Raw genomic sequence first — 25,572 nt, forward strand, 5'->3', positions numbered from 1 at the left:
CTGGTGGATCCGGTGGTTCAGGCGGCCGGTGAGCCGCTCCGGCGGGCGGCGGAGGAAGCCAGGTGCTCCTGGGCGTGCCCGGCGATCAGGTCGAGGACGGCGCGGATGTCGTCCGTCGTCGTCTCCGGGTTGAGCAGGGTGAACTTCAGGTGGTGGCGGCCGTCGACCACCGTTCCGGCGACCACGGCCTCGCCGGAGGCGGCCAGGGCCTCGCGGGCGTGCAGGTTGGCCAGGTCCACGGCCGTCTCGTCGGCGCCGCCCGCGTCCGCGCCGGGGCTGTAGCGGAAGACCAGGGTGGAGAGCGCCGGCCTGGTGACGACGGTGAAGCGGGGGTCTTCCTCCAGGATCCGCCAGGTGTCGGCGGCGAGGTCCACCACCTGGTCGAAGAGCGCGCCGACGGCGTCGGCGCCCATGATGCGCAGGGTCAGCCACAGCTTGAGCGCGTCGAAGCGGCGGGTGGTCTGCAGGGACTTGTCGACCTGGTTGGGGATGCGCTTCTCGGCACTGCGGGCGGGGTTGAGGTAGTCGGCGTGGTACGTGGCGTGCCGCAGGGTGGCGCCGTCGCGGACGAGGACGGCGCTGGAACTGACCGGCTGGAAGAAGGACTTGTGGTAGTCGACGGTGACCGAGTCGGCCCGCTCGATGCCCTTCAGCAGATGGCGGCGCGTGGTCGAGGCCAGCAGCCCGCAGCCGTACGCGGCGTCGACGTGGAACCACGTCCCGGCCTCCTGGCACAGCTCCGCGATCTCGGGCAGGGGGTCGATGGAGCCGAAGTCGGTGGTCCCGGCGGTGGCGGAGACTGCCATCACCGTCAGGCCCTCCTCCCGGCAGCGGCGCAGCTCGCGGGCGAGGTGGTCGGCGCGCATCCGGCGGTCGCCGTCGCAGGGGACGGAAATGACCGATCCCGGCTCGAGGCCGAGGAGTTTGGCGGCCTTCAGCACGGAGAAGTGGCCGGCCTCGGAGGTCAGGACGCGCAGCTTCGGCAGCATCTCGGAGACCGGCGGCGGGGTGGGGGAGTTCTTCCGCAGCAGCCGGAGGGCCTCCTCGCGGGCCAGCAGCAGCGCCTGGAGGTTGGACTGGGTGCCGCCGCTGGTGAAGACGCCGTCGGCGGCGCGGCCCAGACCGATGCGCGCGGCGGTCCAGTCTATGAGCCGGCGCTCCATCAGCGTGCCGCCGGCGCTCTGGTCCCAGGTGTCCAGCGAGGAGTTGACGGCGGAGAGGACGGCCTCGCCGAGGAGGGCGGGAAGCACCACCGGGCAGTTGAGGTGGGCGAGGTAGCGGGGGTGGTGGAAGTAGACCGCGTCGCGGAGGTAGACGCGCTCCAACTCGTCGAGGGCGGCGGCCGGATCGCCCAGGGGGCGGTCGAGGTCGATGCCGTCCACCAGCGGGGCCAGTTCGCCGGGGGTGACCCCGGTGAACGGGCGGCTGGTTCCGGCGACCGTCCGGGCGACCCGCCCCACGCCTTCGGAGACCAGCCGCCGGTAGTACTCGGCGGTGGAGTCGTTCAGCAGGTGGGAGCGGGGGTCGGCGCCGGCGGGGCCGGCCGTGTCGGCAGGAGCGAGAGGGGAGGCGGATCCCTGGGGGCTCACGCGCGGGTCCTCCGAATCGAGGGAGCGGGAAACTTAGGTAAGGCTATCCTAACTTACTCTGATCATGTGAGAGCCCCGCGTACCGCAGGTGGTACGTGGGGCTCCGTTGCGGGCGTGACCCCGCGTCAGGCGGCGCCGGCCAGCGCCTCGGCGCGCAGATCCTCCTCCGAGGCGCCCAGCCGCCAGTACCCGGAGAAGGCCACCCGGCCGCGGGCGAAGCCGCGTTCGGACACCAGATGGCGGCGCAGCGTCCGCACCGCACCGGCCTCGCCCGCCAGCCACGCGTACGCGCCGCCCGGGACCCCGTCGGGCAGCGCGGCCTCGCGCACGGCGTCGACCACCGCGCCGTGCCGCCGGAAGTCCTCCCGGACCAGCCAGGTGACCTCGGCGTCGGCCGCGGTGGGCAGCGGCCGTACGTCCCCGGCCCGGGGCACCTCGACCCACACCCGCGCCCGGACGCCGGCCGGCAGCCAGGCCAGGATCCCGGCGACGGCCGGCAGCGCCGTCTCGTCGGCGGCCAGCAGCACCCGGTCCGTGTCCGGGGGAGGACGGAAGCCGACGCTCTTGTTGTCCGCGGTCACCGGGCCCAGCAGGCGCACCCGGTCGCCCGGCCGGGCGCGCCGCGCCCAGCGGGTCGCGGGCCCGGTGTCGCCGTGCAGGACGAAGTCGACGTCCACCTCGCCGGCCTCCGGGCGCTGCGCGGCCACGGTGTAGGAGCGCATGACCGCGCGCACCGCCGGGTCCATCGCCCGCCAGGCCGCGAACCAGCCGTCGCCCGGCTCCACCGGGACGACGGGCTCGCTCTGGCCGGGCTGCGGCAGGAAGAGCGAGAAGCTCTGGTCCCTCCCGCCGCCCGCGAACCCCCTGAGCCGCTCCCCGCCGAAGGTGATCCGGACCAGGGACGGACCCAGCCGCAGGCTGCGCACGACCGAGGCCTCGAAGAAACCGAACGGCGAGGCCGGCCGGCCGGCGGGAGCGCGGCGGGGCGCCGCCGGCCGGGAGGCCGTGCGGGAGACGGCGGGAGAAGCGGTGTGAGAGGTGGCGGGAGAAGCGGCGGGGGTGGCGGTGCGCGGTGTCATCTGCGGGCTCTCCTTCTCGGAGGTTGCTGTCCTGCGCGGTCTTGGGTGGCGCGAACCGGGCCGGGGAGGCGCCGCGGCGCCTCCCCGGCCCGGGCTCAGCCGAGCTTCTTCGCCTTGGTGATGGCGTCGGCCAGGTTCTCCATCAGCGGGGCGGCGCCCTGGTAGGAGAAGCGCGGCACCGGGTCCCACTCGGCGACCTGGCCGGCCTTGACCGCCGGGAGCGACTCCCAGGTCGGCTTGGACTTCAGGTCCTCGGGCTGCAGGGCGGTGCTGCGGTTGTCCAGGATGATGAGGTCGGCCTCGTACTGCCCGGCGTTCTCCCAGCTGAGGCTCTCGAAGTAGCCGCCGCTGGCCTTGATGTCCTTGGGGATGACGAACTCGACGCCCAGCTCGGCGAAGTACTTCAGGTCGGCCGCGGGCGCGGGGGTGGAGACGTAGAAGTAGTCCGCGCTGCCGGAGGCGGCCAGCACCCGCAGCCCGCCGCTGGCCTTGGCGGCCCTGCGGAGCTTCTCGGCCGCCGCCTCGAAACGGGCCTTGCCGTCGGTGACCTGCTTGGACTTCAGGTCGGCGCCCAGGGACTCGGCCAGGGCGGCGTAACGCTGGATCGGCTTGAGCAGGGAGACGTTCGCGACCTGGACGGCGACGCTGGGGGCGAGCTTGAGGATCTTGTCCGCGCTCTCCTCGGGCACGTACCACAGCGAGCCGGAGTCGTACTGATGGGTGACCAGCAGTTCGGGGTTCAGCGCCGCGTACTTCTCGATGTCGAACTCGCCCCAGGCGTTGCCGATGACCTCGACCTTCTTCACGTCCAGGTCGCCGGCCTGCGGGTGGGCCGAGCCGTCCTCCAGCAGCGTCTCGCCGAAGACGCCGACGATCCGGTCCTTCAGGCCGAAGTCGGCCAGGGCGGCGGCGGTGCCGGTGAAGGCCACGATGCGCTCGGGCGTCTTGTCGGCGGTGACCTTCTTCTTGCGGTCGTCGGTGAACGACCAGGGGCCGCCGTCCTTCTCCGAGGCGTTGCCCGACGCCTTCGAACCGCCGTCCCCGCACGCCGCGAGCAGGGCGCCCAGCCCGAGGGCGCCGCCCGCCGTGAGGATGCCCCGGCGGGAGAGGTTGGCGGTTCTTGCGTAGGACATGACTGGGCCTCTCTGAAAAACGCACACGGAAGCGACAGGTGTTCAGGCGACCGGCCGCGGCTGTTAGGTTAACCTAACCAAAGTTCGAGCCCAAGGGGGGCGGTCGCCGATCTCCCCCCGGCACACCGGAGTCCGCACGTGTCACTCATCAAGCCGAGTCCCGCGGGGGAGAGAACGGCGCCGGCGCCGCCCCCCGCCGCCGAGGGGCCGCCCACGCGCACCCGTACCGCGCTGCGCTCCGCCGGGCTGGCGGGCGCCGTGGTCCTCCTGCTCGTCCTGCTGGTGCTGAGCCTCGGCTTCGGCGCCCGACCGCTGTCGGCGGGCGAGGTCTGGTCCGGCCTCTTCGACAGCGGCTCCGCGACCTGGAGCGTGGTGCACGAGATGCGGCTGCCGCGCACCCTGCTCGGACTGCTCATAGGCCTCGCCCTCGGCCTGGCCGGCGCGGTGATGCAGGCGCTGACCCGCAATCCGCTGGCGGATCCCGGGCTGCTGGGCATCAACGCCGGAGCCTCGGCCGCCGTGGTCACCGCCATCGCCTTCCTCGGGGTGACCGGCTTCACCGGCTACGTGTGGTTCGCCCTGGCCGGAGCGGCGGTCGTCTCCGTCCTCGTCTACGCCGTCGGCGGCGGGCGAGGGGCGACCCCGGCGCGGCTGGCCCTGGCCGGCGCGGCGCTCAACGCCGCCCTGTACTCCTACGTCAACGCCGCGATGATCCTGGACGCCGCGTCACTGGAGCGGATGCGCTTCTGGACCGTCGGCTCGCTGGCCTCGGCCCGGACGGACGCCGTGGTGCAGGTGCTGCCGTTCATCGCCACCGGCGCCCTGGTCGCCCTCGCCCTCGCCCGGCCGCTCAATGCCCTCGCGCTCGGCGACGACCAGGCCCGCGCCCTGGGCGCCCGGCCGGAGAAGGTCCGCGCCGCCTGCGTCGTCGCCGTCACCCTGCTGTGCGGCGCGGCCACCGCGGCCGCGGGCCCCATCGTCTTCGTCGGGCTGATGGTGCCGCACCTGGTCCGCGCGATCACCGGCCCCGACCTGCGCTGGGTGCTGCCGTACTGCGCGGTGCTCGCCCCCGTGCTGCTGCTCGGCTCCGACGTGCTCGGCCGGCTGCTGGGCCGCCCCGGCGAGCTCCAGGTCGGCGTCGTCACCGCCGTCCTCGGCGGCCCCCTCTTCCTCTACGTCCTGCGACGGCGGAAGGTGGCCGCCGCATGAGGACCGTCACGGGAACCGGTGCGGGAGCCGGCGCGGCAACCGACACCAGGACCGACACGAGGACCGGTGTGAGAACCCTCCGCGCCGGATCGGCGCTCAGCCTCCGCTTCCGCCCCCGCGCCCTGGCCGCCGCCGTCGCCTGCCTGCTCGCGGCCCTGGCCGCCGGCGTCGCCACCATCGGCAGCGGCGACTACCCCATGAGCCCCGCCGAGGTGCTGACCACCCTCACCGGCGGCGGCACCCCCGCCCAGGACTTCATCGTCAACGAACTGCGGCTGCCGCGCGTACTCGCCGCCCTCCTCGTCGGCGCCTCGCTCGGCCTGGCCGGGGCCGTCTTCCAGTCCGTGGTGCGCAACCCCCTGGGCAGCCCCGACATGCTCGGCATCACCCAGGGCGCCTCCACCGGCGCGCTGCTCGTCGTCCTCGCCGGAGGCAGCAGCGCGGCCCTGGCCGGCGGCGCCATCGCCGGAGGACTCCTGACCGGACTGCTCATCCACCTCCTCGCCTGGCGCCGGGGGATCCACGGCTACCGGCTGGTGCTCACCGGTATCGGCGTCCTGGCGATGCTCACCGGCGTCAACGGCTACCTGCTCACCCGCGGCAAGCTGATGGAGGCGTCCCGCGCGATCCTGTGGATCACCGGCAGCCTCGACGGCCGCGGCTGGCCCGAACTCACCCCGCTGCTGATCGCGCTGGCGGTGCTGGGCCCGGTCGTCGTCCTGGGCTGCGGACGGGCCCTGCGGATGACGGAGATGGGCGACGACGCGGCTCACGCCCTCGGCGTGAGCGTCGAGCGCTCGCGCACCGCGGCGCTGGGCTCCGCCGTCGTCCTGGTCTCCTTCGCCGCCGCCTGCGCCGGCCCGGTCTCCTTCGTGGCGCTCACCGCGCCCCAGCTCGCCAAGCGGCTCACCCGCGCGCCCGGCCCCAATCTGCTGCCCGCCGCGTGCATGGGCGCGGCCGTGCTGGTCATCGCCGACTGGGCCGCACAGAACCTCTTCACCGGACGGCAGCTTCCCGTGGGGGTCGTCACCGGCCTCCTCGGCGGCTGCTACCTGGTGTGGCTGCTGGCCACCCAGCGCAGGGCGGGCCGGATATGAACACTCCCGCGGTGGTCCGGGACCTCCGGAACCTCCAGGACCCGGTCGGACACCTTCAGGACGGAGCAGAACGGATGCAGAACGGATGACGCAGGCCAACGACCGCGACCACGGGGCCCCGGCCACCGGGGAGACGAGGCTGAGCGGCGAGGGCCTGACCCTCGCCTACGAGCGGCGGACGATCGCCGAGGACCTCACGGTCGCCATACCGGACCGCTCCTTCACCGTCGTCATCGGCCCCAACGCCTGCGGCAAGTCCACCCTGCTGCGCGCCCTGTCGCGGATGCTGAAGCCGGCCGCCGGGACGGTGCTCCTGGACGGCAGGGACATCTCCTCGGCCAACGCCAAGCAGGTCGCCCGCACCCTCGGCCTGCTGCCGCAGTCCTCCGTCGCACCCGAGGGCATCTCCGTCTCCGAACTGGTCTCCCGGGGCCGCTACCCGCACCAGAGCCTGCTGCGCCAGTGGTCGGCGGAGGACGAGCGCGTCGTCGCGGAGGCGATGGCCTCCACCGGCGTCGCCGAGCTCGCCGACCGCTCGGTGGACGAACTGTCCGGCGGGCAGCGGCAGCGGGTGTGGATCGCCATGGCACTGGCCCAGCAGACCCCCCTGCTGCTGCTGGACGAGCCGACCACCTACCTCGACCTGGCCCACCAGATCGACATCCTGGACCTGTGCGCCCGCCTCCACCAGGAGGAGGGCCGCACCCTGGTCGCCGTCCTCCACGACCTCAACCACGCGGCCCGCTACGCCACCCACCTGATCGCCATGCGCGAAGGGCGGGTGGTGGCCTCCGGGCCGCCGGAGGAGATCGTGACGGCAGAACTGGTCGAGGAGGTCTTCGGCCTGCCCTGCCGGGTCATCGACGACCCGGAGACCGGTACTCCGCTGGTGGTGCCCGCGGCGCGGCGCCGCGCCCGCAAGCCCCAGGCGGCCTGGCAGCTCTCCTGATCCCGGACGCCTCCGTCCGGGCCGGCACCGGGCCCCACCCCCCCGGGCCCCGTCCCCTGGCCCCGGTGCGGGGATGGCAGGATCGCAGGGTGCTGGAACGGATCATCGCCGCATGCGACGGCGCGTCGAAGGGAAACCCCGGGCCCGCGGCCTGGGCATGGGTCATCGCCGGTGCGGACGGTGATGTGGAGCGATGGGAGGCCGGCCCGCTGGGCCGGGCGACCAACAACGTGGCGGAGCTGACCGCGCTGGAGAGACTGCTCCAGGTCCTGGACCCGGCCGTGCCGGCACAGGTGCGGATGGACTCCCAGTACGCGATGAAGGCGGTCACCACCTGGCTGCCGGGCTGGCGCCGCAAGGGGTGGAAGACCTCGGCCGGCACACCGGTGGCCAACCGGGACCTGGTGGTGCGCATCGACGAGTTGCTGACCGGACGGGACGTCGAGTTCGTCCACACCCCGGCCCACCGGGCGGACGGCGACCGGCTCAACGACGCCGCCGACCGCGCCGCGAGCCACAGCGCCCGTACCCAGCGGCCGATCGGCTCCGCGGCGGGGGACGACCTGCCGCCGCCCGAGCCCGGCGCCGCCACCGCCGGAGGGCGTTCCCGCCCGGCGGGGGCGAAGCCCGCGCGGAAGCCCGGGCCGGGCGGCTCCTCCGGGAGGTCGCTCAAGGCCCGCTTCCCGGGCCGGTGCCGCTGCGGCCGGCCGTACGCGAAGGGCGAGACGATCGCGAAGAACCCCGACGGCTGGGGCCACCCCGCCTGCGCCGCCACCGGAGCGGGCGGGGCGTGACACCGGCGGGGCGGTGAGGGCTGGCGGTGGACCGCGGCCTGTGGGCTGTGGGCGAAAAATCTTGTTTACGGTGCAACCAACGGGGTTCGTCGCAAGTCCTTCACGTGCAGCACGATTTCCGCACGACGTGGAGGAGAACTCCCTTGCACAAGCGCCCAGTCATAGCCGTGGCCGCCACCGCCGGCGCGCTGGCCGTCCTCACCGCCGTTCCGGCCCAGGCCGCCGAGTACAGCTCGGCGCTGAAGATCCGCGGCGTCCAGTACGACGCGCCCGGCCGGGACTCCAACAGCTGCTCCTCCGGCAACACCGACGAGGAGTACCTGACGATCAAGAACTACTCGTCCTCCGCGACCGTCAACCTCAAGGGCTACGTCGTCAAGGACGCCGCCGGCAACCGCTTCGCCTTCACGGCGAACCACTACCTCCAGCCCGGCGACTACATCAAGCTCCGCGGCGGCCACGGCAGCGACTCCGACAAGTACAACGTGGTCTACCGGGACAACTGCAACTTCATGTGGAACAACGACCGCGACACGATCTACCTGTACAAGCCCTCCGGCAGCCGCTCGGACGTGCACTCCTACACCAGGAGCGGGTCCGACCCCGACGGCAACGGCTACATCACCTTCCACAAGTGATCCGGACGCCTGCGGGCCGCCGCCCCTCCGCACGGCGCGGAGGGGCGGCGGCCCGCAGGCCGGTGCCGGTGGGGCGCGGCAGGGGCCTGCCGGCGCCCTTATCGGGCGGTGCCGAAGGTCTGCGTCCAGTAGTCGCCGGGCTGGGCCAGGCCGACGCCGATCTCCTCGAACGAGCAGTTGAGGATGTTGCGCTTGTGGCCGGGGCTGGACATCCAGCCGCTCATCACGCTCTCGGGGGTCCGGTAGCCGTAGGCGACGTTCTCGCCGTAGGTCCTCCACTCGTAGCCGGCCCTCGTGATCCGGTCTCCGGGGCCGGAACCGTCGGAGCCGGTGTGGGACATGTTCCGGTGGTCGGCCATGTCCCGGCTGTGGGCCCGGGCGGCCTCGGCCAGCTTCTCGTTCGCCTTCACAGGAGCGCATCCCGCCTTGGAGCGCTCGTTGTTGACGAGCTCCACGACGCGGGCCGCGGCATCGTCGGTCGGGGTGGCCGGGGCGGTCGGGGCGGGCGTGGAGGGGGCGGAGGCGCGGGGAGCGGGGGAGGTGCTCGGGGAGGCGCCGGGCGTACGGGTCTTCCGCGCCGTGGACCGCGAGGTCCATGTGGACGCGGGCGTCCGGCCGTCGGAGTACCGGCTCTGCCAGGATTGGGCACGGTCGTCGGAGTACCGGCTCTGCCAGGAGCGGGGGCGGTCGTCGGCGGTCGCCGGCCGGTCCACGCACGCCAGGGCCGCGGTGGGCACTCCCAGGGCGGCCACGGCGAGGGCGGCGACGGATATCTTCCGGTAGCGCCTCGTTCTGCGGTGCTTGCTCATGTGTGACCCCAATCGTCGGATCGCCGAATCCCCCCGGGTTCTGGCCGATTCGCCCAGCACCCGCCTCTGATCTGCGGGAACGTGGTGCGGGCCGTCATTGTCGGGATCGCCGGCCGGGCGGGGCAACGAGCGCTGGTACTACGCCGGCTCGTAGGTCCCCGGCCCCCTTGCGGGCCGCGCGGGGCCATGCCGGAGCGGGCGCCGGAGGCGGTGCGGCGGTGTGTCGCCCCGTCAGGAGCCGTGCCGCACCGCCGTACACGCGGAAGCGCGCGGAGCGGGGCGCGGGCCGCCGGACCGGGTGTGCGGTATGTCCGCGACGGGCGGAACAAGTCCCCTATGTCCGCAGGGCGTCATCTACTATCCGGTGGGCGTAGTACCGATATGCGGTGTGATGGATGTCACGGGTTCCCGCGCGGCGAACACCGGCCCTGCTTCGCGCCCGCCGGATCGGCCGCCCGGGTGCGGGGCGGGGAAACCGGGGAGCCGGAACCCTCTGCTTCGGGGAACGCCCGGACGGTGGCCGGACGGCGCGTCCCGGCCGCCCCCGCCGGCCGGGCCGGAGCCGTGCTCAGACCGCGGACCAGCCGTTGTCCACCGGGACGATCGCGCCGTTGACGTTGCTCGCCGCGTCCGAGGCGAGGAACACGATCACGGCCGCCTGCTCCTCGGCCTCGGCGATACGGCCGACGCTGCCCATGTAGGGCATGAGGGTGGCCGGGCCGTGCCCTTCCGGGACGCCGCCGCCGATGGACGTCCTGGTCCCGCCGGGCGCGACGGCGTTGGTGCGGATGCCGGAGTTCCGGTACATCACGGCGAGGGACTTGGTCAGGCCCACGACGCCGTGCTTGGAGGCCGTGTACGCGGCGCCCGCCGCACCGCCGCGCAGGCTCGCCTCGGAGGCGGTGTTGACGATCGCGCCCTTGCCTCGTTCCAGCATGTGCGGCAGCACGGCGCGGGCGAGCATGAACGGGGCCGTCAGGTTGACCCTGATCACCCGCTCCCACTCGGCGTCGGTGACATCGGCCGGAGCCGTCATGCCGTCCATGATCCCGGCGTTGTTGACCAGGACGTCGATCCCGCCGAAGGCTTCCACCGCGGTGGCGACGACCTCGTCCACCACCGCCTGCTCGCTCAGGTCCCCCACCACCGCCCTTGCGGTGCCGCCGGCGGCGGTGATCTCGTCCACCACCGCCGCCGCGCCCGAGGCGTCCAGGTCGGCCACCACCACCCGTGCGCCCTCGGCCGCGAACTTCAGGGCCGTCGCCCGTCCGATCCCCGCGCCCGCGCCCGTGACGACGACGCTGCCGCCGTCGAGTCCGCTGCCGCTCATCCCGCTCACTCCCGTCATCGTTTCTGGCATGGTGTGCCTGTATGGCATGCCATGCCACACAGTACGCTGACCACACTGTCGGGCGGGAGGAGGGCGTGGTGCGGAACGGCAGCGGCACGGACTCCGCCGGACGTACCGGGCGGCCCCCGCTGAGCGAGCGGCGCAAGGCCGAGACCAGGGCCGAGATCGCACGCGCCGCCGTCCGGCTGTTCACCGAGCGCGGGGTGGCGGCGACCTCGGTGGAGGACATCGCCGCCGAGGCGGGGATCTCGCTGCGCACCTTCTGGCGCTACTCCTCCGGCAAGGAGGACTGCGTCCGCCCGCTGCTCGCCACGGGCACCGACGTCGTGGCGCGCGCGCTGGGGGAGTTGCGGCCCGGCGACGACATCGCCGCGCTCGTCGACGAGGTCGCGCGCCGCACCGGCGAGAGGGTCGCGGACCTGCCGACGGTGCTGGCCCTGGTGCGTCTGGCGCAGCACGAGCCCGGTCTGCGCGCGGTGTGGCTGCGGGCGCACGACGAGGCGGAGGCCGCTTTCGCCGCCGCACTCGCCCGCTCCACCGGCCGGCCCGCCGACGGTCTGTGGGTGGCGGTGGGGGCGGCCATGGTCAACGGCGCCCTCCGGGCCGCCGTCGAGCACCACGCCCTGCGTGCCGCCGATGGGTCGCCGGCCGGCGGGGAGGGCCTGGTCGAGGCCGTCCGCGAGGCACTGCGCGCCGCGGTCCGCGGTCTGCGCGTCTGACCGGAACAGTGCGCGGGTGCGGCCGCCCTCACGGCCGCGGCGTCGGACAGATCGGCCGCCGGAACCAGTTACCGGGGGTAGCCTGCGTGGCGCCCCTTGATTTACATTCTGTCTAACAAGCGTGGGGGCGCCCCCTCGGAAGCCGCGGGACGCGGAAGCGGACAGGCGGCACCGCGGCCGTCCCCGGCGCAGCGGGCGGACAGGAACGTCGCACACGGTTCGAGGAGCGCACATGGCGAGCAGCACGGGCATCGTTCGACCGACGGGACAGGCGGCAGGGCGGCCGGCGGAACACGACCGGCACGACGAGCAGGACGTCGCCCGCAGGCTGCTCGACTCGGCGGCCAGGCTGGCCTACGACCCGGCCGTGGAGGTGGACTGGGAGACGCCGCTGGACAAGGACTTCCACGGCGCCAGCCCCGAGTGGAGCACCCTCTACGGAACCCCGTACTGGGACGAGCTGACCGAGGAGCAGCGCAAGGAGCTGACGCGGCAGGAGGCCGCCTCGGTGGCCAGCACCGGCATCTGGTTCGAGATGATCCTCCAGCAGATGGTGCTGCGCGACATCTACTCCAAGGACCCGACCAGCGCCGAGTTCCAGTGGGCGCTGACCGAGATCGCCGAGGAGTGCCGGCACTCCATCATGTTCGCCCGCGGGGCCCGGAAACTGGGCGCCCCGCCGTACCGGCCGCACCGGATCGCGTTCGAACTCGGCCGGGCGTTCAAGACGCTGGCGTTCGGCGAGGCGGCGTACGCGGCGATCCTGGTCGCCGAGGAGGTACTCGACGTCATGCAGCGCGACTGGATGCGCGACGAGCGGGTCGTGCCGTTCGTCCGCACCATCAACAACATCCATGTCGTCGAGGAGTCTAGGCACATGAAGTTCGCCCGCGACGAGACGCGCAAGCGCCTGGCGGGCGCCGGCCGGCTGCGCCGCCGGATCCACGCCCTGGTGATCGCGATCGCGGCCTACGTCATCGTCACCAGCATGGTGAACCGGAAGGTGTACGCCAACGCCGGGCTCGACGAGAAGCGCGCGGTGCGGGAGGCGAAGACCAACGAGCACCACAGGGCGATGATGCGCTCCAGCTGCTCGGGCCTGATGGAGTTCCTCGCCTCCGCCGGCCTGCTGACGAAGCCGGCGCTGGTGTTCTACAAGCGCGCCAACCTCATCTGAGCCGGACGGGCCGCGACATGACCCACGTCATCACCCAGAACTGCTGCGGCGACGCCACCTGCGTCGCCGTCTGCCCGGTCAACTGCATCCACCCCACCCCGCAGGAGAGGGACTTCGGCAGCACGGAGATGCTGTACGTCGACCCCAGGGCGTGCATCGACTGCGGCGCCTGCGCGGACGCCTGCCCGGTGGACGCGATCTCCCCGGAGGACCGGCTCTCCGGGGCGCAGCGGGAGTACGCCGCTCTCAACGCGGCGTACTTCGAGGACGCCGCAGACGCCGAGAACGCCGAGAACGCCGCGGACGCCGAGAACGCCGCGGACGGCGGACCGGGCTCCGGATCCGCCGACCACGGGCCCAACTTCCACGCGTGGGGCAGGCCGGTCTTCGAGCGCACCCTGCCCTCCGACTTCGCGCCGCTGCGGATCGCGGTCGTCGGCACCGGCCCGGCCGGCATGTACGCCGCCGAGGACCTGCTGCTCCACACAGGCGCCGAGGTGACCCTCATCGACCGGATGCCGGTTGCGGGCGGTCTCGTGCGCTACGGGGTGGCCCCCGACCACCCCGGGACCAAGGGGGTCGGGGACACCTTCGCACGGCTGTACGCGCACCCGCGGGTCCGGATGTACCTGGGTCTGGAGGTGGGCGCGGACGTCACCGCGGAGGAACTCGCCGCACACCACGACGCGGTCGTCTACGCCGTCGGGGCCCGCGCCGACCGCCGTCTGGGGATCCCGGGCGAGGACCTGCCCGGAAGCATCTCCGCGGCCACGCTGGTGGCCTGGTACAACGCCCATCCGGAGACCGCCCCGGACGCCGTCGACCCGTCCGCCGAGCGGGTGGTCGTGGTCGGCAACGGCAACGTCGCCCTCGACGCCGCCCGGATCCTGACGGCCGGTCCGGAGGAGCTGGCCGGCACCGACATCGCCGCCCACGCGCTCGGCGCGCTGCGCGCCGGGAAGGTGCGCGAGGTGGTCCTCCTCGGACGCCGGGGGCCCGCGGAGGCGGCGTACACCAGGCCGGAACTGCTCGCCCTGAAGCACCTGCCCGGTGTGGAACTGGTCGTGGACGACCACGACCCGCGCATCGCCGGGAGCATCGACGCGGCCGGGCCGGGGGACAAGGCCGCGGTGCTGCGGGACGTCACCCGGCAGGCGGTGGACTGGTCCCTCCCGCCCGCGCCGGGCCGGCGCATCGTGCTGCGCTTCCACAGCGCGCCGGTGGAGGTGCTCGGCGACGGGCGCGTACGGGCGGTGCGCGCCACGGCGGCGCGGGGGGAGCTGGAGATACCGGCCGGCCTGGTGGTGCGGGCGGCCGGCTACCGCGGCGCACCGGTGCCCGGGCTGCCCTTCGACGAGGCAGCCGGCACCGTCCCCCACGAGGGCGGGCGCGTGACCGGGCGGCCGGGGACGTACGTCGTGGGCTGGATCAAACGCGGGCCCTCGGGCGGCATCGGAGCCAACCGCGCCTGCGCAGCCGAGACGGTCGGCACCCTGCTCGCCGACGCGCTCGGCGGTCTGCTGCCCGCGCCCGAGCACGGCGCGAGGGCCTTCCGCCGACTGGTGAGAGGCCGCAACCGCCGCCTGGTCGACGCCCGCGGCCAGGCCGCGATCGACCGGGTGGAGGTGGCCCGCGGACTCCGGGCCGGCCGGCCCCGGGAGAAGCTGGCCACCGTCCCCGAACTGGTGGCGGCGGCCAGGAGCGGCCGCCGGCGGCTTCCGCGCTGAAGCGCCCGTCCCGCCCCGGGCGGCAGCCTCCCCGCCCGGGGCGGGGAGGCTGCCGCCCTCCCGGAGAGCCTCAGGGGGCGGGTGGCCGGACGCGGTCGGTCCTGGCCTCGAGCGCGTGCAGCACGGCCACCATGTCGCGGTCGCCGTGCCCCAGGGCGACCGTCTCGCCGAAGAGGGTGTGGCAGACGTCCAGCAGGGGAGAGGCCAGACCGGCCTCCCGGGCCGCCTCGAAGATCAGCCGGTTGTTCTTCAGGACGTCCAGGGCGGCGGCCTGGACGTCGAAGTCGCGCGCCAGCAGTTTGGGCGCCTTCATGCGCGATACGCCGCTGGCCATCGGCCCGGCGTCGAGCACGTCCAGGAACAGCTGCCGGTCCAGGCCGTGGCGGTCGGCGAAGTGGAACGCCTCGGTGAGCCCGGTGACCATGGTGATCAGGAACAGGTTCACCGAGAGCTTCGTCAGCAGCGCGTTCGGGGCCGGTCCGCACACGAACACCTCCCGGCACATCGGCCGCAGCAGCGGGCGGACCGGCTCCACGGCCGCCGGCTCCCCGGCCACCATCGCCACCAGCTGCCCCTTCTCGGCGGGCACGCGCGAGCCGGAGACGGGCGCCTCGACGTAACCGCCGCCGGCCGCGCGGACGTCGGCCTCCAGCCCGCGCGAGTAGTGGGGGGACGCCGTCCCCATGTGCACGACCGTGCGCCCGGCGACGTGCGGGGCGAAGTCCGGTGTGCCGCGGCCCAGTACGGCGTCGGTCGCCGCCTCGTCGGCCAGCATCAGGAAGACGGTGCCGGCGCGGTCGAAGACCTCCGAGGGGCTCTCCGCCACCTCGGCCCCGGCCGCGCGCAGCGGTTCGCTCCTGGCGGCGGTGCGGTTCCAGACGACCGGTGCCGCCCCGGCACGGGCCAGATTCAGCGCCATGGGCTGCCCCATGACGCCCAGACCGATGAAACCCACGTCCACCCCGCGCCGCCCTTCCGGCCGGAGGGCCGCGGCCTCCACCGGCCCGCCGGTCCCACCGGTCCCGTCGTCTATGACAGCCGTCATAGTAGCGGCGTTATGACGTGTGTCATAGCACGAGGCGCGTGCCGGTCCGGGAGGTGGCGCGGCGGACTCCTCCCGCACCGGGCGGTCGGGGCGGCACCGATAAGCTGGCCGGACGGCGGGGCGGGTGCCGCCCGCCCGGTTCGCCAGGGGATCGGAGGTCGGCGATGGCGGTTTCCCGGCGGGGGCCGCGCGAGCGGATGGTCTTCAGCGCGGCCCAGCTCATCCGGCGCGACGGGGTCTCCGCGACCGGTCTGCGCGACATCGTCGCGCACGCCCGGGCCCCGAGGGGGTCGCTGCGGCACTACTTCCCCGGAGGCAAGGAGCAGCTCGTCAACGAGGCGGTGGAGTGGGCCGGCCGCTACGCGGCCAAGCGCGTGGCCCGGTTCCTGGCCGAGATGCCCGAGCCGTCGCCGAGCCGCCTGTTCGACGCGATGGTGCGTCAGTGGACCGACGAGTACCGGTCGGCCGGATTCGCGACGGGCTGCCCCGTGGTCGCCGCGACGGTGGACCGCGCCGGCTCCGCGGAGTCCACCAGGGAGGCCGCCGCGGCCGCGTTCGCCGCGTGGAACCGCCCGGTGGCCCGGGCGCTGACGGAGATGGGCGTGCCGGCCCGGCGGGCCGCCTCGCTGGCGACCCTGATGATCAGCGCGCTGGAGGGGGCGATCGTGATAGCCAGGGCCGAGCGCGACGTACGCGCCCTGGAGACGGTGGCCCGGGAGCTGGGTCCCCTCCTGGACGCCGGCGTCGCCCCGGGGGACTGACGCCCGCGCCCCGCAGGGCGGCCCGGCCGCTCCCCGGAGGAGCGGCCGGGCCGTCGGCCACCGGGGCTGTCAGGCGGTCAGCACAGCGCCTCGGGCCGGTAGTCCTGGCACATGTTGTCCCGGAAGACGTTGCCCGTGCCCGCGCCGCGGTCGGCCAGATCGGCCGCCCCGTTGTCGCGCACGATGTTGTCCTCGATCAGGTTGTTCTCGTTGCGGGCCCCCACGAAGCTCTTGAACAGCACGATGCCGCCCGACAGGGGCGAGGAGCCCACGTTGTCCTCGACCAGGTTCTCGGCCACCAGCGTGTCCTCCGCACCGGTGAGGACGATCCCGGAACCCTGGAGGAACGGCAGACGGGGCGTCGCCGGGCAGTGCTTGTTGTTGGAGTGGACGTCGTTGCGGAAGACCGTCAGCGCTCCGGCCCGGGGCTTGGTCTCGTCCCCGACCACGAACATGGCCGCGCAGTTCCCGGCCATCTCGTTGTTCCTGACGACGAGGTTCCGCAGCCGTCTGACGGTGACGCCGATGCGGTTGTCCAGCAGGTGGTTCTCGCGGACGACCGTACCGCCGGAGTCGGCGGCGCCCTTCTCCCTCTCCACGGTGTTCGACAGCAGCAGCCCGGCGTCGCCGTTGCCGCGGGCGGTGTTGTAGCTGATGTCCGACCGGGTGGAGCGCTGCTGGGCGATGCCCCACTTCCCGTTCTTCTCGGCCGTCACGTGCCGCACGCTCAGCCGGTCGGTGTGGGAGGCCCACAGCCCGTTCTGCTCGAAGCCGCGCAGCCTCAGCGAGGTCACGGTGGCGTCGGTGACGGGCTGCTCCTCCGTTCCGGACACGCAGATCCCGTGGCCCTGGCGGGCGCAGTCGTTCCCGGCGTCCTCGGCCCGGCCGGCCGGCGGCATGAGGACGGTGTCCGGACCCGACCCCCGCAGGGTCAGGCCGGAGGTGGTGATCCGGACGCTCTCCCGGAAGGTGCCGGGGGCGAGGACGACCGTGTCCCCGGGCCTCGCGGCGTCCACGGCCTGCTGGATCGATTCCCCCGGACGGACCTGGTGCGTGTCCTGGGCGGCGGCCGGAGGGGTGGCGGCCAGACCCGAGGCCGCGGCGACCGCGGCCCATCCGAGGCGAGTGAACTGTCGTTTCGTCATGACTTGAAGCTATGGGTGATATGTCGGGAACCGCCACATGTGTTGACCCGAAACAGGGGGCACTGCAGCCGCTTGGCACTGCCCGATGCCCCGAGCGGCCCAGAACAGGCCGACACGAACGCGTCGTGACCCGGCATCAGCGGCAGGCCACACCGGTGGGCAGGCGCCGGGGAGGCCGGACGGTGACGGTGGCGGAGCGTAGCGTGGGCATACGGGGGCCAGGGCCGACGCGCGCCCGACACGGTGAAGGGAGTACACGCCATGGCGACCGCGCAGCGCATGGTGGTCATCGGAGGCAACGCGGCGGGCATGTCGGCCGCCTCCCAGGCGCGCAGGCTGAAGAGGCCCGGGGAACTGGAGATCGTCGCCCTCGAACGGGGCGGCTACGCCTCCTACTCCGCATGCGGCATCCCCTACTGGATCGGGGGCGACGTCGCGGCCGCCGGCGACCTGATCGCACGGACCCCCGAGCAGCACCGCGAGCGGGACATCGACCTGCGGCTGCACACCGAGGTCACCGAACTCGACCCGGACGGCTGCCGCGTCCGCGTCCGCGACGGCGGCGGCACCGGGCAGTGGCTGGGCTACGACCATCTGGTCATCGCCACCGGCGCCCGCCCCCTGCGTCCCGACCTGCCGGGCATCGACGCGCCGGGCGTGCACGGGGTGCAGACCATGGACGACGGCAGGTCCCTGCTGGAGGCCCTGGAGCGGACCGGGACGGCGAGCACCCGGCGCCGGGCGGTCGTGGTCGGCGCCGGCTACATCGGCGTGGAGATGGCCGAGGCGCTGATCCGCCGCGGTCACCGGGTCACGGTGCTGGACCGGGCCCAGGAGCCGATGACCACGCTCGACCCCGACATGGGCAGGCTCGTGCGCGAGGCGATGTGCCGCATGGGCATCGAGACGGTCACCGGAACCGCCGTCACCGCCGTCCGCACCGGTGCGGACGGCCGGGTGCGGGCGGTCGCCACCGAGGACGCCGAGTACGAGGCCGACCTGGTGGTCCTCGGGCTGGGCGTACGGCCCGAGACCGGGCTCGCACGCGATGCGGGACTGCCGCTGGGGGAGTCCGGAGGACTGCTCACCGACCTGGCGATGCGGGTGCGGGGGCGGGAGAACGTCTGGGCGGGCGGCGACTGCGTCGAGGTCCTCGACCTCGTCTCCGGCCTCGACCGTCACATCGCGCTGGGCACGCACGCCAACAAGCACGGCCAGGTCATCGGCACCAACATCGGCGGCGGCTACGCCACCTTCCCCGGCGTCGTCGGCACGGCCGTCAGCAAGGTCTGCGACCTGGAGATCGCCCGCACCGGCCTGCTGGAGAGCCAGGCCAGGTCCGCGGGACTGCGGTTCGTGACCGCGACGATCGAGTCGACCAGCCGCGCCGGCTACTACCCGGGAGCCGCGCCGATGCGTGTGAAGATGCTCGCCGAGCACCGCACGGGCCGCCTGCTGGGCGTGCAGATCGTCGGACGCGAGGGCGCGGGCAAACGCGTCGACGTGGCCGCGGTCGCCCTGTCCGCGTCGATGACGGTCGAGCAGATGACGTTCCTGGACCTGGGATACGCCCCGCCGTTCTCCCCGCTGTGGGACCCGGTGCTGGTGGCGGCCCGGAAGGCGACCGCGGCGGTGCGCCGGGCCGGCACGCACTGACGGGCGCACCGGAGGCCCGGCGCGCCGCCGCCCGGCGCTCCCGGAACCGACGCGCCGCGGCGGCGTCGGCTGTTGCGCAGCGCGGAGGCGGCACGCCGGCACACCCGCCCCGGCACCGTCCCCACCTGCGAAACTTCGTGCGAACTTGTCATGACGATGACATAGGATGCGCGCACCATTCATGAATTTTCCCAAGAGGATGTACGCGTCATGACAATCCGTGCGCCGTTCCGCTCCCCGCGCGGCATATCCGCCGTCGTCGCCCTGCTCGCGGTCGGGGCCGCGGGGTGCTCCGACGTCGTCGACAGTGCCAAGAACGGCGCGACGAAGGCGGCCCGCCAGCGGTCGGTGTTCTCACTCTCCACCGGGGACTGCTACAACCCGAACAGCGAGAAGATCGAGGGCGAGGCGCTCGCCATCGAGCTCGTGCCGTGCGACGAGCCGCACCGGGGCCAGGTCGTCGGCGAGTTCAACATCGAGGAGAAGGGCGGGTTCCCCGGCGACGAGGCGGTCACGGCGATCGCCGACGAGCGCTGCCCGGCCGAGGCGGGCGAGTTCGCCCCGGACACCTGGGCGCTGCCCGAGGGGGTCGGCCTCTCCTACTACACCCCCACCGCGGAGAGCTGGGCCACCGGCGACCGCGCCGTGAGCTGCACCTACACCAAGGAGTCGGGCGAGTTCACCGGCTCGCTCAAGGCCGGCGCGAAGTCGCTGAAGCCGGAGCAGAAGACCTATCTCAACGGCGCGAACGCCGTCTACGACGCCCTGTGGATGAACCAGCCCGAGGCGGAGAACGTCGAGGAGGACCTGGAGGGCTACAAGGCGCAGGCCGACGCCGTCGCCACCGCTCTCGACGCGCACCTGGACGGCCTGCGGGGCATCGAGGGTACGGAGACCGGAAAGCTCCGCTCCCGGCTGGAGGAGACCGCCGGCCACTGGAAGGACGCCGCGAAGGCGAGCGACGCCGAGGCGTTCTACGTCGCCTACGACCCGGCCTTCACCGGCCTGGACCCGAACGACACGGTCGCCGCCCGCAAGGAACTCGGCCTGGCCACCACCGTCCCGGCCGACGACGCCGAGGTCTGGGCGAGCTGACTCCCCGTCGCCGCCCCGGCCGGGCGGCGGCACCGGTCCACGGCGGCCGGTCCCGTCACCCGGCCGGTCCCGTCACCCGGCGGGAGCCGCGAACGGCGTCGGGCTCACGCGCCCCGGCCGGTGGACGAGGCGCACCGCCCGCCGACCCGGTGGATCTCCTCCAGCGGGTACGGGGTCTGCCTGCTGTGGTGCCGGAATCCGCGGAAGAAGTCCGCCATCACCGCGGCGAGCGGTGAGTGGCGGGTGAGGATCGCCGCCGCCGTCGCCGGGACCGCGGTGGGGCGCTCGCCCCGGGCGTATGCGCGCACCTGTGCCTCGCGCTCCTCCCTCCCGTGTCCGTGCAGGGCGGCGACCAGCCAGTTGACCAGGTAACCGGCCGTGTAGCAGCGGTCGTAGTCCTGGTGCCGTTCGAAGAAGGCGAGCTCCTCCCGGGACAGCCGGAACCGGGAGGAGAGGGCGAGACCGTAGTCGGTGAAGTACAGGCGCCGCCCGTCGGTCAGGATGTTCTCGAAGTGGGCGTCGAAGTGCAGCAGGCCGCGGCCGTTCATGAACGAGACACCGGCTTCCAGGTCCTTCTCCACCATGGCGCAGGCCCGGTCGGCGGCCCGGCCGCCGGCGGCCACCCGCTCGCCCAGCCACTGGTGCAGGTTCTGCGGGATGTACTCCAGGAACAGCGCGAGGCTCGCCGAGGACTCCCGGAGGGCCTCGATCCGGTGGCGCACCTGCGGCGCGCCGCCCCAGTAGGCGACGGCCCGTTCCACGTCGGCCAGCTCCTCGGGCAGCGGCGTCGAGTCCGGCAGCACCCGCCAGTGGTGCATCAGGGGGAAGCCCTCGTGCTCCCCGGCGAGCACCCAGTTCGTCGTCATGGTGTGCACGGCGAGCTCTCTCCAGGCCCCGAAGCCCGGCCCGCCGATGGCGCCGACGCCGTACTGGCAGAACAGCGGCAGTTCGAACAGGTTCGCCGTGGACCGGACGTTCTCCGGCCGCCGCTCCAGGTCGGTGAGGGGCACGCGTTTGACGAAGACCGGGACTCCGGCGACGTCCAGCAGGGCCGACTTCCCGCCGATGCCGGCACCGAGCGGTGCGGCCGTGTCCACCAGTCCGTGCAGTTCGCGGTCGCCGCACAGGGCCAGGGCGGTGGAGACGGCGCCGTGGGCGGCCAGACGCGCACCGTGTGACATGTCGGGGAACCGCACTGCCGCCTCCGTCCGGGTACCGGATACCGGGCGCCGGACCCGGTACCGCAACGGCCACTCTGCCCCAAGGACCCGGGCGAGACACGTACTTCCGGCGACCGCACGGCGGCCGGACGACCGGGCCGAGGGGAGGTCTCGCGCGATACGGCCCCTGGAGGAGAGCGGACCGCGCCGATTGACGGATTGGGGCGCGCCGCGGCTGGGCAGGGAGCTTGCAGCGTGTCATGAGCACGCCTAACCCCCCACAAGGAGGACGACCATGCACGTCCGCACACTCGTCCGCTGCTTCACCGCGGCCCTGGCGGTCACCTTCGCACTGGCCGGCGGCCAGGCCGCCGCCGCGCCGGCCGCCCCCGCCGCCGAGGACCGCACCCTCGCCCCGCGGATCCTCACCTACGACGCGAGCGCGGCCGCGGAGTTCAGGGCCGCGGTCGACCGGGGCGCGGCGATCTGGAACGAGAGTGTCGACGCCGTCGAACTGCGGCCGGTGGCGGCCGGGCAGCGCGCCAACATCCGGATCCTCGCCGACAACGGCTGGCCCCGCGCCTACACCTCTTCGCTCGGCAACGGGACCGTCTACATCGGCCGTCAGGCCGTCACCCAGGGCTACAACACCGTTCGCATCTCCTCCCACGAACTGGGCCACATCCTGGGCCTGCCGGACCGCAAGCCCGGCCCCTGCTCGAGCCTGATGTCCGGTTCCACCGCCGGGGTCGCGTGCACCAACCCCTACCCGAACGCGGCGGAGAAGGCGGAGGTCGAAAGCGACTTCGGCGGGGCGTTCGCCCGGTCGGCCGGAGCGCCGCGCAATGTGATGACCGTGGGCTGACGCACGGGGGCGGGAAAGCCCCTCTCCGGCGCCGGCCCCTGCCCGCGCGCACGCGGTGAGGGCTCGGAACCGGCGCCCCCGAGATCGGGAGGGTCCCGGCGCGCACCTGCGAAGGTGCGCGCCGGGACCCTCTCTCCGTTGCCGGCACCGCACTCGTGCGGCGGTGTCCGTCCCGGTCAGCGGTCGCCGTGGCGGATCAGGGAGCGGACCATGCCGCAGGTCGCCCTGGAGGGCGGGCGGACGCCGATCTGCTCGGCCGTGGTGCGGATCCTGCGGTCGGAAGCCTGCTCCGGGCGGTGGACGCCGGTGTCGAGCAGGGCTATGGCCAGGCGCATGGCCTTCAGCCGGCGGTTGTGCGAGACGTACCACTCGCGGGGCCGGCCGGCCGGGAGCGGCTTCTTCGGCAGGGTGGTCAGGGTCGTCAGCGCGGTGGGGGCGGGTGTGGTCGGGGCCTTCGAACGGTGCTCGGCGGCGAGCGCGGCAGAGGCCATCGGCTTCCTCCTGGGGTGGTCGTCCGGCCGTCTCGATCTACCCCCGATTTTACTCCGGGCCACTGACAAAAGACCTGGTCAAAGGGGATTGGAGCGTTCCGGGGCGCCGCGTTCGCAGGTCGTGTGCGGCGGCCCGGGGGCGGCGGTGGACCAGGCGCGTCCGCCCCCGGGATTCCTTCTCCGGCAGGTGTTGATTTGTCGACATATCGGGCCTACTGTGTGACCCAGGACAGATTTCGAACATGAATTCGAACTGAAGCTTCGGCCGCGTGGGTGCACGTCTCGCCGGGCCGGGACCGCGTCCCGCCACCCCCGAGCCCACCCCGAACCGCCGTCGAATGCGCCAGAGGAGAAATGGCGTGAACACCTTCACCTTCACCCCCGCCACCAAGGAGCAGGCCAAGGCCCGCATCGCGCTCACCGGACCGACCGGATCGGGCAAGACCTACACCGCGCTCATCACCGGCACCGCGCTCGGCGAGCGGGTGGCCCTCATCGACACCGAGCACGGCAGCGCGTCCAAGTACGCCGACGAGTTCGCCTTCGACACCCTCCAGCTCACCTCGTTCGAGCCCACCGGGCTCATCGACGTCCTCGCGGTGGCGGCCCACGAGGGCTACGACACCGTGATCGTCGACTCGCTCTCGCACTTCTGGTCCGGTGCGGGCGGAGTGCTCGAACAGGTCGACAACGCCGCGAAACGCTACGGGACGGGCAGCAGCTTCGCCGCCTGGAAGGAGACCCGTCCCATGGAGCGGGCGATGATCGACGCCCTGCTCGCCTACCCCGGCCACCTCATCGTCACCATGCGCACCAAGACCGAGTACGTCGTGGAGACCGACGACCGCGGGCGCAAGGTGCCGCGCAAGGTCGGGCTCAAGCCCGAGCAGCGGGAGGGCATCGAGTACGAGTTCGACATCGTCGGCGACCTCGACCACGAGAACACCCTGGTGATCTCCAAGTCCCGGGCCAAGCCGCTGTCCGGACTGGTGGTCCGCAAACCGGGCACGGAGTTCGCCGACTCCGTCCTCGACTGGCTCAGCGCGGGCAAGCCCACCCCGAGCGCGTCCGACTACCTCGCCACCGCCACCGCACCGGACACCTCCTACGAGGACCTCCGCGCCCTCTACGAGGAGGCCCGCCGGCACAACCTGCTCGCCGCCGCCGTCCTGGACCCGGCGGGGGAACCCACCACACTGGGCGACCTCATCGTGCGCCGCGGCACCGAGGCGAGGAAGGAGGCCGGTAAGTCCGGGCAGGCCGGTAAGTCCGGGAAGTCAGGGGAAGAGCCCGAGCGGAAAGCCGTGGCGGCATGAACCTCAAGGAGCACGCGGCCAGGGTCGCCGTACTCAAGGTGCTGCGCGACGCGGTGGAGGAGCAGTACCAGGCCACACGCCGCGAGGTCCTCGACGAACTGCGCGCGGCCCGCGAGGAGTACGCGCTGAAGTCGATACGGGTGACCCTGCGGGACGGCACGCCCATCGCCACCATCACGCTCATCGACCCCAAGCCGGAGATCGTGGTCGCCGACGAGGACGCCTTCACCACCTGGGTGGTCGAGAACCACCCGGACGAGGTGGAGACCCTCGTCAGGGTCCGTCCCAGCTGGCGCAGGCAGTTCACCGCCCGGCTCACCGCCTGGCCGGGGCCGGCCACCGACCCGCACACCGGGGAGGTGGTCCCGGGCCTGGAGACGGCCCCGCCGGCGGAGCCGCGTTCGTTCAGCCTCCGGCCCGTGCCCGGCGGTACGGAGCAGGTCGCCCGGGCCTGGCGCACCGGCGAGATCGACCTGCCCCGGCTGCTCGCCCTCGACAGCGGCGAGGAGCGGGGCGAGGTCCGGGGCGAGGAGCGGTGACCGCCGGCACCGCGCCCGCAGCCTCCGCAGCACACCGCCGCACACCGCCGCACGAGAGGAGCCACCCATGGCCGGTGAGCCCGTCATCACCGTCGTCGGCAACCTGACCGACGACCCCGACATCCGCACCACCCCGTCCGGAGACACGGTCACCCACTTCACCGTCGCCTCCACCCCCCGCACCTTCGACCGGCGGAGCAACGAGTGGAGGGACTCCGCCGAGACGCTGTTCCTGCGCTGCTCGGCCTGGCGGCAGGAGGCGGAGCACGTCGCCGAGTCCCTCACGCGCGGTACGCGCGTCATCGTCCAGGGGCGGCTGCGCCAGCGGACGTTCGAGACCCGCCAGGGCGAGAAGCGCACCGTGGTGGAGTGCGAGGTGGACGAGGTCGGCCCCTCGCTGCGGTTCGCCAGTGCGACGGTCACCGGGGGCGGCCCGCGCACGAGCGTCCCCGCGGGCGACCGCGTCGGCGCCGCACCGGCGGCCGGCGGCCCGTCCGGCCGGGACGACGGCGGGCGGCACGCCCCCGGGGAGAGCGAACTCCCCTTCTGACCGCCGCGGTCTCCCGCGAGACCGCGGACCCGCGCCACGGCGGCGGGCGGCCGTACCGACCCCTTCGGGCCGTCCGCCGTGCCGGCGCAACCCGACCCCACCGAGGTGGACCCAGTGAAGGAACAGGACCGCGAGAAGGCGCTCGACGCCGCGCTCGCACAGATTGAACGGCAGTTCGGCAAGGGCGCCGTGATGCGCCTGGGCGACGAGGTGTGGGATCCCATCGAGGTGATCCCGACCGGGTCGACCGCCCTGGACGTCGCCCTGGGCGTGGGCGGCCTGCCGCGCGGCCGGGTGGTGGAGGTCTACGGGCCGGAGTCATCCGGCAAGACCACCCTGACCCTGCACGCGGTGGCCAACGCCCAGCGGATGGGCGGCACGGTCGCCTTCGTCGACGCCGAGCACGCCCTGGACCCGGAGTACGCCAAGCGGCTGGGCGTGGACGTGGACTCCCTGATCCTGTCCCAGCCCGACAACGGCGAGCAGGCGCTGGAGATCACCGACATGCTCATCCGTTCCGGCGCGCTGGACCTGATCGTGATCGACTCGGTGGCGGCCCTGGTGCCGCGCGCGGAGATCGAGGGCGAGATGGGCGACTCCCACGTGGGTCTGCAGGCGCGGCTGATGAGCCAGGCGCTGCGCAAGATCACCGGTGCGCTCAGCCAGTCCAAGACCACC

General features: G+C 73.4%; 25 protein-coding genes. 16 read left to right on the top strand and 9 right to left on the bottom strand.

From position 1 onward, the window contains the following. Positions 1-17: 17 nt before the first annotated feature. From BMY40_RS15620 to BMY40_RS15630, 3 genes are all read right to left on the bottom strand, one after another. Positions 18-1,511: a pyridoxal phosphate-dependent decarboxylase family protein gene (locus BMY40_RS15620; protein WP_245770124.1), complete on the bottom strand. Its 1,494-nt coding sequence runs from the start codon at positions 1,509-1,511 to the stop codon at positions 18-20. 203 nt (positions 1,512-1,714) lie between these two features. Next, positions 1,715-2,668: a siderophore-interacting protein gene (locus tag BMY40_RS15625; RefSeq protein ID WP_093659858.1), complete on the bottom strand. Its 954-nt coding sequence runs from the start codon at positions 2,666-2,668 to the stop codon at positions 1,715-1,717. A gap of 95 nt (positions 2,669-2,763) precedes the next feature. Beyond that, on the bottom strand, positions 2,764-3,801 hold the full coding sequence (locus BMY40_RS15630) for an ABC transporter substrate-binding protein (RefSeq protein WP_093659860.1): 1,038 nt from the start codon (positions 3,799-3,801) through the stop codon (positions 2,764-2,766). Between the two features lie 138 nt (positions 3,802-3,939). Here BMY40_RS15630 and BMY40_RS15635 point away from each other — a divergent pair, with 138 nt between their 5' ends. The 5 genes from BMY40_RS15635 to BMY40_RS15655 all read left to right on the top strand — a co-directional run bounded on the left by BMY40_RS15635 (position 3,940) and on the right by BMY40_RS15655 (position 8,488). Then, the gene (locus BMY40_RS15635) at positions 3,940-5,010 is read left to right on the top strand and encodes a FecCD family ABC transporter permease (protein WP_093659862.1); all 1,071 of its coding nucleotides are present in this window, start codon (positions 3,940-3,942) and stop codon (positions 5,008-5,010) included. Then, a complete protein-coding gene (locus BMY40_RS15640) occupies positions 5,007-6,107 on the top strand; it encodes a FecCD family ABC transporter permease (RefSeq protein WP_093659864.1) in 1,101 nt (366 codons plus the stop codon). Before BMY40_RS15635 ends, BMY40_RS15640 begins: the two co-directional genes overlap by 4 nt. Positions 6,108-6,192: 85 nt before the next feature. Then, positions 6,193-7,056 carry an ABC transporter ATP-binding protein gene (locus tag BMY40_RS15645; protein ID WP_093659866.1) on the top strand — a complete coding sequence of 288 codons (864 nt, stop codon included), beginning with the start codon at positions 6,193-6,195 and terminating at the stop codon, positions 7,054-7,056. Between the two features lie 89 nt (positions 7,057-7,145). Continuing rightward, positions 7,146-7,850, top strand: a complete 705-nt coding sequence (locus BMY40_RS15650) for a ribonuclease H family protein (protein WP_093659868.1) — start codon at positions 7,146-7,148, stop codon at positions 7,848-7,850. A 143-nt stretch (positions 7,851-7,993) separates the two neighbouring features. Beyond that, positions 7,994-8,488, top strand: a complete 495-nt coding sequence (locus BMY40_RS15655) for a lamin tail domain-containing protein (RefSeq protein WP_093659870.1) — start codon at positions 7,994-7,996, stop codon at positions 8,486-8,488. 98 nt (positions 8,489-8,586) lie between these two features. On the opposite strand, the gene BMY40_RS15660 is transcribed toward BMY40_RS15655, so the two are convergent. Together BMY40_RS15660 and BMY40_RS15665 are read right to left on the bottom strand one after the other, a co-directional pair. After that, positions 8,587-9,297 carry a CAP domain-containing protein gene (locus tag BMY40_RS15660; protein WP_093659872.1) on the bottom strand — a complete coding sequence of 237 codons (711 nt, stop codon included), beginning with the start codon at positions 9,295-9,297 and terminating at the stop codon, positions 8,587-8,589. Between the two features lie 568 nt (positions 9,298-9,865). Beyond that, entirely contained in the window at positions 9,866-10,645 is a 780-nt protein-coding gene (locus BMY40_RS15665; RefSeq protein ID WP_425443115.1) for an SDR family NAD(P)-dependent oxidoreductase, read from the bottom strand. An 80-nt stretch (positions 10,646-10,725) separates the two neighbouring features. Between BMY40_RS15665 and BMY40_RS15670 the strand changes: the two genes are divergently transcribed. From BMY40_RS15670 to BMY40_RS15680, 3 genes are all read left to right on the top strand, one after another. Continuing rightward, positions 10,726-11,367 carry a TetR/AcrR family transcriptional regulator gene (locus tag BMY40_RS15670; RefSeq protein WP_245770115.1) on the top strand — a complete coding sequence of 214 codons (642 nt, stop codon included), beginning with the start codon at positions 10,726-10,728 and terminating at the stop codon, positions 11,365-11,367. 232 nt (positions 11,368-11,599) lie between these two features. After that, positions 11,600-12,544: an AurF N-oxygenase family protein gene (locus tag BMY40_RS15675; RefSeq protein WP_093659878.1), complete on the top strand. Its 945-nt coding sequence runs from the start codon at positions 11,600-11,602 to the stop codon at positions 12,542-12,544. A 17-nt stretch (positions 12,545-12,561) separates the two neighbouring features. Then, positions 12,562-14,271 carry an FAD-dependent oxidoreductase gene (locus BMY40_RS15680; protein ID WP_093659880.1) on the top strand — a complete coding sequence of 570 codons (1,710 nt, stop codon included), beginning with the start codon at positions 12,562-12,564 and terminating at the stop codon, positions 14,269-14,271. Positions 14,272-14,341: 70 nt separating this feature from the next. On the opposite strand, the gene BMY40_RS15685 is transcribed toward BMY40_RS15680, so the two are convergent. After that, positions 14,342-15,202: an NAD(P)-dependent oxidoreductase gene (locus tag BMY40_RS15685; RefSeq protein WP_425443116.1), complete on the bottom strand. Its 861-nt coding sequence runs from the start codon at positions 15,200-15,202 to the stop codon at positions 14,342-14,344. A gap of 278 nt (positions 15,203-15,480) precedes the next feature. On the opposite strand from BMY40_RS15685, the gene BMY40_RS15690 reads away from it, so the two are divergent. Beyond that, positions 15,481-16,077: a TetR/AcrR family transcriptional regulator gene (locus tag BMY40_RS15690; RefSeq protein ID WP_093659884.1), complete on the top strand. Its 597-nt coding sequence runs from the start codon at positions 15,481-15,483 to the stop codon at positions 16,075-16,077. A 77-nt stretch (positions 16,078-16,154) separates the two neighbouring features. On the opposite strand, the gene BMY40_RS15695 is transcribed toward BMY40_RS15690, so the two are convergent. Further along, positions 16,155-17,222, bottom strand: a complete 1,068-nt coding sequence (locus BMY40_RS15695; RefSeq protein ID WP_093659886.1) for a right-handed parallel beta-helix repeat-containing protein — start codon at positions 17,220-17,222, stop codon at positions 16,155-16,157. A 261-nt stretch (positions 17,223-17,483) separates the two neighbouring features. On the opposite strand from BMY40_RS15695, the gene BMY40_RS15700 reads away from it, so the two are divergent. Continuing rightward, positions 17,484-18,878, top strand: a complete 1,395-nt coding sequence (locus BMY40_RS15700) for an FAD-dependent oxidoreductase (RefSeq protein ID WP_093659888.1) — start codon at positions 17,484-17,486, stop codon at positions 18,876-18,878. Positions 18,879-19,088: 210 nt separating this feature from the next. Continuing rightward, positions 19,089-19,973: a septum formation family protein gene (locus tag BMY40_RS15705; protein ID WP_093659890.1), complete on the top strand. Its 885-nt coding sequence runs from the start codon at positions 19,089-19,091 to the stop codon at positions 19,971-19,973. A 104-nt stretch (positions 19,974-20,077) separates the two neighbouring features. On the opposite strand, the gene BMY40_RS15710 is transcribed toward BMY40_RS15705, so the two are convergent. Beyond that, positions 20,078-21,154: a serine/threonine-protein kinase gene (locus BMY40_RS15710; RefSeq protein WP_093659970.1), complete on the bottom strand. Its 1,077-nt coding sequence runs from the start codon at positions 21,152-21,154 to the stop codon at positions 20,078-20,080. Between the two features lie 274 nt (positions 21,155-21,428). Here BMY40_RS15710 and BMY40_RS15715 point away from each other — a divergent pair, with 274 nt between their 5' ends. Next, positions 21,429-21,998: a snapalysin family zinc-dependent metalloprotease gene (locus BMY40_RS15715; protein WP_093659892.1), complete on the top strand. Its 570-nt coding sequence runs from the start codon at positions 21,429-21,431 to the stop codon at positions 21,996-21,998. 176 nt (positions 21,999-22,174) lie between these two features. Here the strand turns inward: BMY40_RS15715 and BMY40_RS15720 are convergent, their stop codons facing one another. Beyond that, positions 22,175-22,489 (bottom strand): hypothetical protein, encoded by a 315-nt coding sequence (locus tag BMY40_RS15720; protein WP_093659894.1) that lies wholly within the window; start codon positions 22,487-22,489, stop codon positions 22,175-22,177. 359 nt (positions 22,490-22,848) lie between these two features. Here BMY40_RS15720 and BMY40_RS15725 point away from each other — a divergent pair, with 359 nt between their 5' ends. The 4 genes from BMY40_RS15725 to recA all read left to right on the top strand — a co-directional run. Beyond that, positions 22,849-23,805 carry an ATP-binding protein gene (locus tag BMY40_RS15725; protein ID WP_245770116.1) on the top strand — a complete coding sequence of 319 codons (957 nt, stop codon included), beginning with the start codon at positions 22,849-22,851 and terminating at the stop codon, positions 23,803-23,805. Beyond that, a complete protein-coding gene (locus BMY40_RS15730; RefSeq protein ID WP_093659898.1) occupies positions 23,802-24,344 on the top strand; it encodes a hypothetical protein in 543 nt (180 codons plus the stop codon). Before BMY40_RS15725 ends, BMY40_RS15730 begins: the two co-directional genes overlap by 4 nt. A 67-nt stretch (positions 24,345-24,411) precedes the next feature. Continuing rightward, positions 24,412-24,894 (top strand): single-stranded DNA-binding protein, encoded by a 483-nt coding sequence (locus tag BMY40_RS15735; protein WP_093659900.1) that lies wholly within the window; start codon positions 24,412-24,414, stop codon positions 24,892-24,894. Positions 24,895-25,008: 114 nt separating this feature from the next. Then, on the top strand, positions 25,009-25,572 hold a 564-nt coding region (gene recA, locus BMY40_RS15740), incomplete at its 3' end, for a recombinase RecA (RefSeq protein ID WP_093659902.1).

It is taken from the genome of Streptomyces radiopugnans (assembly GCF_900110735.1).
Classification (GTDB): Bacteria; Actinomycetota; Actinomycetes; order Streptomycetales; family Streptomycetaceae; genus Streptomyces; species Streptomyces radiopugnans.

Bases quoted from the DNA above. Each gene is read 5' to 3' on its own strand.
- BMY40_RS15625 (WP_093659858.1), bottom strand. From the start codon at position 2,668: ATGACACCGCGCACCGCCACCCCCGCCGCTTCTCCCGCCACCTCTCAC.
- BMY40_RS15630 (WP_093659860.1), bottom strand. From the start codon at position 3,801: ATGTCCTACGCAAGAACCGCCAACCTCTCCCGCCGGGGCATCCTCACG.
- BMY40_RS15640 (WP_093659864.1), top strand. From the start codon at position 5,007: ATGAGGACCGTCACGGGAACCGGTGCGGGAGCCGGCGCGGCAACCGAC.
- BMY40_RS15645 (WP_093659866.1), top strand. From the start codon at position 6,193: ATGACGCAGGCCAACGACCGCGACCACGGGGCCCCGGCCACCGGGGAG.
- BMY40_RS15660 (WP_093659872.1), bottom strand. From the start codon at position 9,297: ATGAGCAAGCACCGCAGAACGAGGCGCTACCGGAAGATATCCGTCGCC.
- BMY40_RS15665 (WP_425443115.1), bottom strand. From the start codon at position 10,645: ATGACGGGAGTGAGCGGGATGAGCGGCAGCGGACTCGACGGCGGCAGC.
- BMY40_RS15675 (WP_093659878.1), top strand. From the start codon at position 11,600: ATGGCGAGCAGCACGGGCATCGTTCGACCGACGGGACAGGCGGCAGGG.
- BMY40_RS15680 (WP_093659880.1), top strand. From the start codon at position 12,562: ATGACCCACGTCATCACCCAGAACTGCTGCGGCGACGCCACCTGCGTC.
- BMY40_RS15685 (WP_425443116.1), bottom strand. From the start codon at position 15,202: ATGGGGCAGCCCATGGCGCTGAATCTGGCCCGTGCCGGGGCGGCACCG.
- BMY40_RS15690 (WP_093659884.1), top strand. From the start codon at position 15,481: ATGGCGGTTTCCCGGCGGGGGCCGCGCGAGCGGATGGTCTTCAGCGCG.
- BMY40_RS15695 (WP_093659886.1), bottom strand. From the start codon at position 17,222: ATGACGAAACGACAGTTCACTCGCCTCGGATGGGCCGCGGTCGCCGCG.
- BMY40_RS15700 (WP_093659888.1), top strand. From the start codon at position 17,484: ATGGCGACCGCGCAGCGCATGGTGGTCATCGGAGGCAACGCGGCGGGC.
- BMY40_RS15705 (WP_093659890.1), top strand. From the start codon at position 19,089: ATGACAATCCGTGCGCCGTTCCGCTCCCCGCGCGGCATATCCGCCGTC.
- BMY40_RS15710 (WP_093659970.1), bottom strand. From the start codon at position 21,154: ATGTCACACGGTGCGCGTCTGGCCGCCCACGGCGCCGTCTCCACCGCC.
- BMY40_RS15715 (WP_093659892.1), top strand. From the start codon at position 21,429: ATGCACGTCCGCACACTCGTCCGCTGCTTCACCGCGGCCCTGGCGGTC.
- BMY40_RS15720 (WP_093659894.1), bottom strand. From the start codon at position 22,489: ATGGCCTCTGCCGCGCTCGCCGCCGAGCACCGTTCGAAGGCCCCGACC.
- BMY40_RS15730 (WP_093659898.1), top strand. From the start codon at position 23,802: ATGAACCTCAAGGAGCACGCGGCCAGGGTCGCCGTACTCAAGGTGCTG.
- BMY40_RS15735 (WP_093659900.1), top strand. From the start codon at position 24,412: ATGGCCGGTGAGCCCGTCATCACCGTCGTCGGCAACCTGACCGACGAC.